The sequence below is a fragment of the Nesterenkonia sandarakina genome, from assembly GCF_003003175.1.
In the GTDB taxonomy this organism is placed as follows: Bacteria; Actinomycetota; Actinomycetes; order Actinomycetales; family Micrococcaceae; genus Nesterenkonia; species Nesterenkonia sandarakina_A.
Genome location: NZ_PVTY01000040.1, coordinates 1 through 6,562 on the forward strand (window position 1 = coordinate 1; position 6,562 = coordinate 6,562).

At 65.5% G+C, this 6,562-nt stretch carries 7 protein-coding genes and 2 pseudogenes; 5 read left to right on the plus strand and 4 right to left on the minus strand.

Going from position 1 to position 6,562, the window contains the following annotated elements; translation table 11 throughout:
- Positions 1 to 203: pseudogene (locus tag BCL67_RS16090) on the minus strand (IS110 family transposase); the annotation flags it as partial.
- Positions 204 to 328: 125 nt separating this feature from the next.
- Positions 329 to 850, minus strand: coding sequence for an ester cyclase (locus BCL67_RS14835; RefSeq protein WP_106124176.1), 522 nt, complete (start codon positions 848 to 850; stop codon positions 329 to 331).
- A gap of 149 nt (positions 851 to 999) precedes the next feature.
- On the opposite strand from BCL67_RS14835, the gene BCL67_RS14840 reads away from it, so the two are divergent.
- From BCL67_RS14840 to BCL67_RS14855, 4 genes are read left to right on the plus strand one after another with little or no spacing between them, the layout of a single operon-like run.
- On the plus strand, positions 1,000 to 1,569 hold the full coding sequence (locus tag BCL67_RS14840; RefSeq protein WP_146131213.1) for a TetR/AcrR family transcriptional regulator: 570 nt from the start codon (positions 1,000 to 1,002) through the stop codon (positions 1,567 to 1,569).
- A gap of 56 nt (positions 1,570 to 1,625) precedes the next feature.
- The gene (locus BCL67_RS14845; RefSeq protein WP_106124178.1) at positions 1,626 to 2,318 is read left to right on the plus strand and encodes a histidine phosphatase family protein; all 693 of its coding nucleotides are present in this window, start codon (positions 1,626 to 1,628) and stop codon (positions 2,316 to 2,318) included.
- 24 nt (positions 2,319 to 2,342) lie between these two features.
- Entirely contained in the window at positions 2,343 to 2,897 is a 555-nt protein-coding gene (locus BCL67_RS14850) for a DUF3090 domain-containing protein (RefSeq protein ID WP_106124179.1), read from the plus strand.
- Positions 2,897 to 3,664, plus strand: a complete 768-nt coding sequence (locus BCL67_RS14855) for an SCO1664 family protein (RefSeq protein ID WP_106124180.1) — start codon at positions 2,897 to 2,899, stop codon at positions 3,662 to 3,664. The genes BCL67_RS14850 and BCL67_RS14855 overlap by 1 nt, the downstream gene beginning before the upstream one ends.
- On the opposite strand, the gene BCL67_RS14860 is transcribed toward BCL67_RS14855, so the two are convergent.
- The gene (locus BCL67_RS14860) at positions 3,661 to 4,359 is read right to left on the minus strand and encodes an SDR family NAD(P)-dependent oxidoreductase (protein ID WP_106124181.1); all 699 of its coding nucleotides are present in this window, start codon (positions 4,357 to 4,359) and stop codon (positions 3,661 to 3,663) included. The two genes, BCL67_RS14855 and BCL67_RS14860, sit on opposite strands and share 4 nt — an antisense overlap.
- A gap of 294 nt (positions 4,360 to 4,653) precedes the next feature.
- On the opposite strand from BCL67_RS14860, the pseudogene BCL67_RS16055 reads away from it, so the two are divergent.
- Positions 4,654 to 4,869, plus strand: a pseudogene (locus tag BCL67_RS16055) (UbiA family prenyltransferase); the annotation flags it as partial.
- A 171-nt stretch (positions 4,870 to 5,040) separates the two neighbouring features.
- Here the strand turns inward: BCL67_RS16055 and BCL67_RS14870 are convergent.
- Positions 5,041 to 6,510: a potassium/proton antiporter gene (locus BCL67_RS14870; RefSeq protein WP_106124058.1), complete on the minus strand. Its 1,470-nt coding sequence runs from the start codon at positions 6,508 to 6,510 to the stop codon at positions 5,041 to 5,043.
- Positions 6,511 to 6,562: the final 52 nt, after the last annotated feature.

Sequence of the window (6,562 nt, forward strand, 5' to 3'; positions counted from 1 at the left end):
GTCCGGTAGAGGCCGAACCCGGTCGGGCCGGCCTCGTAGGCCACCGCCACCGGGCCCGGCAGGTCTTGGACCCAGGTGAGGATGTGCTCGGGTGATGGGGTCAGTCGTGATTGGAAGAGCTCTCCTGTGTCGCTGTCGATTGCTGCCGCGAAGACAGATCGTGCGTGCACATCGAGCCCAACACTCGTACGCTCGGTAAACACCGGGGCCTCCCACAAATGTCGGCAAGGCCGGGCAAGGGGCGTCTTGTCCGGTAATCCACGAATCTCTGTGAGTGGGGCCCCGGCCCGCAACCCCTCGCGGACCGCAAGGAGCTACTTCATACCGTCTAGGCCCTCGCGGCCTTCGACCGTTCGCGGCGGCTGGCCAATAGCATCCGGCACAGGTACAGCGGTGTGGCCGGGTTCCACCCGAGCTGTTGGCTCATCCCTAGGTCGTCGCGGTTGGCCCAGTGTTCGGAGACCCTGTCACCCTTCGTCCGCATCCAGTGCGTCTGGGTGACCGAGAACGTCCGCCCCCGCGGCGGGAACGCCACGGCGACCTTGGCGTCCGGCGTGAAACTGACGAACGGTCCTGTCTGCCGACCGGACATGGTGCTGTGAATGACGACGAGGTCGCCCTCTTGGACGACCTCATGCACCTCCCATGACAGGTCGCTGAAGGCGGTGCGCAGCCAGGCTGCAGTCGCAAACAGCGCATCGGGTCCCGTTCCTCGTGCATCCGGAGGCTCGGCTAGGGCTTCGCGGTTGATCGCATCGTCGGTGTAGAGCGACCGGAAGTCCGCGAGCGTTCCGACCCCCATCGCGTGCAACGAGGCGACAGCGACATCTGCAACAGTATTCGTGGTCATCGAAACCCTCCCCCTAGTATTGTCGACAGTTAGACTGCATCGAATACACGGAGACTGTAATCAAAGACGCACCGGTGGTCAAGAGACGAGCTCGCGCCTATGACAACTCGAGTCGGGCAGCGCAGGCGGCAGACAACCGCGCGAGCGTGATGGACGCCACCGCACGACTGCTGGTCGAGCTCGGATACAGCTCCATGACGCTGGCCAAGGTGGCCAAGGCGGCGGGAGTCTCGGTGGAGACCGTGTACAAGTCGTTCAAGAACAAGCCTGAGCTCGTCCGTCAGGTGCTGGGTGCTGCGGTCTCAGGAGATGACGAACCGGTGGCCCTGATCGAGCGACCCGACATGCAGACGGCCCTCCATGGAGGCTCGGGCGAGCGGATTCTCGCTGCTTTCGCGGCGGCCTCGACCCGCATCCTGATCCGCATCGGTCCGCTGCTTGCGAGCGTGCTGGTGGCTGGTCGTATGGGTGAGCCCGAGCTCCGAGAGATCGCTGAGGTGGCGGGCCGGCAACGGCTGGCCGATTTCACCCGGATCGTCGAAGCCGTCGCCGCCGCAGGAGACCTAGATCCAGCCCTCGACGTCTCCCACGCGGCCGACGCGATGTGGAGCATCGGCTCGCCGGAGGTCTACTTCCAGCTCACCGGCGACCGAGACTGGACTGATGAGGAGTACCAGGGCTGGCTCACGCGCACCCTGCAGGCCACCTTGCTGCGCTGACGCCGCGACCGAAGCCTGGTAGAGGGCACCCTCGTCCGGGTCGATAGGCTGGCCGGATGGCGACAGTTCTTCTCGTGCGGCACGGCCGCACCACAGCAAATGCCACCGGTCTGCTGGCCGGCAGGGCCCCCGGGGTCAGTCTGGACGACATCGGGCGTAACCAGGCGGCTCTCACCGGAGACCGGCTCGCGGCCGTTCCGCTGGTCGCGGTGGTGTCGAGCCCGCTGGAGCGGTGCCAGCAGACCGCCCAGCACATCCTTGATCGCCAGCCGGGCACACCCTCTGCGCCGTTCGAGCCCGAGCTCATCGAAGCTGACTATGGCACCTGGCAGGGGCGCCTGCTCTCCGAACTCGCAGCCGAGGATCTGTGGCCGCTGGTGCAGTCGCAGCCCTCCGCCGTCGTCTTTCCGGAGGGTGAGTCCATGGCCGCGATGCAGGCCAGGTCTGTGGCGGCGATTCGGCGCCACGACGCGGCCGTCGAAGCCGAGCATGGCCCCGATGCCGTGTGGGCTGCGGTCAGCCATGGGGACATCATCAAGTCGATCCTCGCCGACGCGCTAGGGATGCATCTTGACCTGTTCCAGCGGATCAACGTGGGTCCCGCCTCCGTGTCGATCGTGCGCTACGGCGCCGGCCGGACCAGCGTCCACGCGACCAACACCGACGCGGGGGATCTCTCCTGGCTGGCGAAGGGCATCGGCTCAGGCGATGCTCCGGTGGGCGGCGGCGCAGGCCACCAGGCGGCCTGAACCACATGCGCCTAGACTACTGACATGCCTACACGTGTTCACGAGTTTGACTGGCCTGACCGGGCCGTCGTCGGCACCATCGGCCCTCCGGGGGCGCGCACGTTCTACCTGCAGGTGCGCTCCGGGAAGCAGGTGGTGAGCGTCGCCCTCGAGAAGCAGCAGTCGGCTCTGCTCGCGGAGAAGATCGACGAGATCCTGGACCAGCTGATCAGCATCGAGGGCAACCGGTTCAGCGTTCCCACCAGCACTCCCATAGAACTCGTCGACAACGACCAGCTGGAGACCGTTCAAGAATCCTTCCGTGCAGGTGCCATGAGCCTGGGCTGGGACCCGACCACGGCTCAGGTCATCATCGAGGCGTACCCCATGTCGGACGTCGATACCGACGACGACGACGAGTCGCCCCTTGATGACGACGCTCAGGACACCGAGATGCTGCTGGTCCGACTGCCGGTCGGTACCGCCCGGGCATTCGCCAAACGCACCCTCGAGGTCGTAGGCGCGGGGCGGCCGGCCTGCCCGATCTGCGGCTACCCCGTGGACCCGGACGGGCATACCTGCACCGCTGCCGAGGGCTGATGTCCGCGACCGATCTGGTGACCGCGGAGCTGACGCTCACCGGCCGCATCAGGACGGCCTCCAACGCGACATTTCTGGGAAGCATCGGCGACGTGACCGTCGTCTATAAGCCGATAGCCGGCGAAAGTCCGTTGTGGGACTTCCCCGACGGCACCCTGGCGCATCGGGAGGTGGCCGCCTACCGGGTCTCCGAGGCCCTCGGCTGGGGCGTCGTCCCGCACACCTGGCTGCGTGACGGTCCCCTGGGTGAAGGGATGGTGCAGCTCTGGCAGGAGCAAGATCCTGACGTCGCCGCCGTCGACCTGGTCGCGACGGACGACGTGCCGGAGACCGGCTGGAAATATGTCCTGGAGGGCCGGGACGAATCCGGCCGGATGGTCACCCTCATCCATGAAGACTCCCCGGCGCTGCGGCGCATGGCGGTGTTCGACGCCATCGTGAACAACGCCGACCGCAAGGGCGATCACATCCTGGCCATGGCAGCCGGCCACCGCCACGGCGTGGACCACGGGCTCACCTTCCACCGGGATTACAAGCTGCGCACGGTCCTCTGGGGATGGCTCGGGGAGCCGCTCACCGACGAAGAGAACGCCGGCATCGGTCGGGTCACAGAAGGACTCGACGGGGACCTCGGCCGCGATCTGGCGGACCTGCTTAGAGCCGAGGAGATCGCAGCGCTCGCGACTCGCTGCGCCCGGTTGCGCTCGGCGGGGCAGTTCCCGGCCCCCGCCGGTGACAGCCCCGCGGTTCCCTGGCCCTTGTTCTAGAGACGTTCGCACACCCGCTTAGTCTCATCACCAGGTCGGACCTGGAACGCGGTGCTGGGCAGATCCTTCTCGCCCTCGACGATCGCGGTGATGATCCGTGCTGCCACCTGATCTGGATCCAGCGCCGCTCCGAATCGCGGCGCTGACCCGGCAATCGGGTGCTCGGACAGCGAGGTTCCGGTGTGGCCGGGGCGAGCATCCACGAGCCGGATGCCCGCGCGGCGATACTCGCGCGCCGCCGCGAGGACGAAGGCCGCGAGCCCAGCCTTCGACGCCGAGTACGCCGCCAGCCCAGCGACCGGCGCCTCCGCGACGACGCCGCTCAGCGTCACCACGAAGGGCTCCCGGCCATCCTTAGCGGATGCCGCGAGGTAGGGCTGGCTCTGGGCGATGAGCTGGATCGGACTGGTCGTGTTCACCGCGAACAGTTCCTCGACCGTGGCAGGTTCCAGCTCGGACGCGACACCGAAGGCGACGACCCCGGACGCGACCACCACCCCGTCGAGACGTCCGTGCTCTGCATTCGTGGCCTCCAGCACCTCTTGAATCACCGAGGGTTCACGCAGATCGTGCCCAGCAGACTTCGAGGAACGGGCAACAATGGCGCCCTGACTCTCCAACTGATCAGCGATCCGCGAGCCGAGCCCGCCCGTCGCGCCGACTACCAGAACAACCGCATCCTGAAGATTCGTCATGGATGAACCTTAGAGGACGGGCGGCAGGCGGCGCTGAAGAAGTCGGTGCGCCGGGCTCGCACCGCGGCGCGCGCTGTTCGGGGTCGTCCCTGCTCTGAGTTAACACTCCAGGTCGGGGGCGGTTCCTGACGTAGCATCGTGATCATGGGACCCTCCCCCGCTGACGACTGGACGCCAGAAAGCCAGTCCACCGGCGAGAACCGGCCTGTAGTTCATCCGAGCACCACTGTTCTACCCGGCAGAAGGGTCTCCACCGTCAAGACTCGATCTAGAACCGAATCTGTGGTTCAGCGAATGGTCCACATCTCACGGCCGGTGCTCTGGATCAATACCGTTGGTCCCGCTGTCCTGGGAATGTGGCTGTCTGGTCACCTGTGGCATTAGGATGCACTGGCGCTGCTCCTGTGGCTGACGCTGCCGTTCAACCTGCTGATCTACGGCGTCAACGACATCTTCGATCAAGAGACCGACGCGCTCAATCCGCGGAAGGGGTCCCTTGAAGGCGCTCGGGCCTGCTGATGATTTAGTTGACCTCTGGCCTAGTGTCGCAGCACTTAGTTTGGTGCTCGCTGGGGATCCGGCTTGCGGGCACTCCAACTCCCGTTGGGGGCTCGATGCACGCAGAGGGATCCGCTTGCGGGCAGTTCTCCCCGCGTCAGGGGGTCTTTGCACTGCGCGGCGTTACTGCGGGTCTGCTGAGAGTCCGCGGAAGTATTCCTGCACTCGTTCTTCGTCTTCCGCCGGAATGACGACCAGTAATTGGTCATGGCGTTGTAGATGGGTCTCTGACGTGGGCACGAAAGAGCTATCCCCGCGCATGACCAGAGAGACTTGGGTCTTCGAGGGTAGGTCCACCTCGAACAGCGGTGACCTGGTGAGGACCGAGTCTTCGGTGATGGTCACCCTGACCAGGTCAGCCCGCTCCTCATCCATCGGTGCAGGCTCGATCTGCACAACAGTGCAGGGAGCTACCTCGGTCAGTCCCAGACGTCGGGCGACCCAGGGCAGTGAAGGTGCTTGGATGGCGGTGTAGGCGACCACGAAGACCAAGACGACGTCGAAGAGCATGTCAGCGTCGTCCATCTGTGCCGCCATCGGAACGGTGGCAAGAATGATCGGCACGGCGCCACGCAGCCCTGCCCAGGAGAGGAAGGCCTGTTCCCGCCACGGGACTTTGAACCACACCGCGCACACGGCCACCGCGATGGGACGCACCAGGAAGGTCAGGAACAACCCTGCAAGCAGTCCCAGCGCGGCGATTTCCCAGGTGATTCTGCCGGGGCTGGCCAGCATGCCGAGCATGACGAAGAGTCCGATCTGGGCGATCCACCCGGTCCCTTCAACGAAAGCTTGAGTCGCCTGCTGGTGGGGGAGTCTGCCGTTGCCCAGGACCATGGCGCAGATGTAGACGGCAGCGAACCCGGAGACGCCGATCTGTGTCGCGACCCCGTAGGCCAATAGTGCCCAGGCCAACGCGGCAAGCGGGTAGAGCCCGGCAGCAGGTAGAGCGAAGCGGCGCAGCACGAAGACTCCCACCGCGCCTAAGGCGGCACCCAGGGCGATACCGCCGATGAGTTGGACGAGGATCATCAGAGCGACCACGGGGATTCCCCCGGAGGGTTGATCCCCAATGGCGACGGCGGTGGCTGCTGTCACGATCAACACGGTGGGTGCGTCGTTGAGTCCCGATTCGCCTTCCAAGACCGATTTGACTCGAGCGGGTAGCGAGATTCCTCGAAGCACGGAGAAGACGGCGGCGGCATCGGTGCCGGCGTTGATCGCTCCAAATAAGAGCGCGAGAAGGATCGGTAGACCCAGTGCGTAGTGGCCGATCACGGTCATCAATGCGATGGTGACGATGACTCCGACCGTGGCGAGGAGTGCGGCGAGTCCGATGGATGGACGGATCTCTCTCCACTTGGTGGTGAGTCCACCTTCAGCCAGGATCAGGGCAAGGGCGCCGTAGCCCAGGCCTTGGGCGAGCGTGGCGTCATCGAACTGCAGGCCGAACCCCGCTTCGCCGAGGACCATACCAAAGAGCAGGAAGAAAAGGAGAGCAGGCAGTCCCAAGCGAGCCCCCACACGTATCCCGCCGATAGCGACGAGGGTCACGAGAGCGGCAAGAAGCATGAAGAGGTTGATGGCATCCACCAGACCATTGTCCCAAGGAACTCATCCGGTCTCCGCCGATGTCGCTAGGCGT

What these genes read in the sequence shown, in the direction of transcription:
- BCL67_RS14835 (WP_106124176.1), bottom strand. Translation starts at nt 850, where the DNA reads ATGACCACGAATACTGTTGCAGATGTCGCTGTCGCCTCGTTGCACGCG.
- BCL67_RS14840 (WP_146131213.1), top strand. Translation starts at nt 1,000, where the DNA reads ATGGACGCCACCGCACGACTGCTGGTCGAGCTCGGATACAGCTCCATG.
- BCL67_RS14845 (WP_106124178.1), top strand. Translation starts at nt 1,626, where the DNA reads ATGGCGACAGTTCTTCTCGTGCGGCACGGCCGCACCACAGCAAATGCC.
- BCL67_RS14850 (WP_106124179.1), top strand. Translation starts at nt 2,343, where the DNA reads ATGCCTACACGTGTTCACGAGTTTGACTGGCCTGACCGGGCCGTCGTC.
- BCL67_RS14855 (WP_106124180.1), top strand. Translation starts at nt 2,897, where the DNA reads ATGTCCGCGACCGATCTGGTGACCGCGGAGCTGACGCTCACCGGCCGC.
- BCL67_RS14860 (WP_106124181.1), bottom strand. Translation starts at nt 4,359, where the DNA reads ATGACGAATCTTCAGGATGCGGTTGTTCTGGTAGTCGGCGCGACGGGC.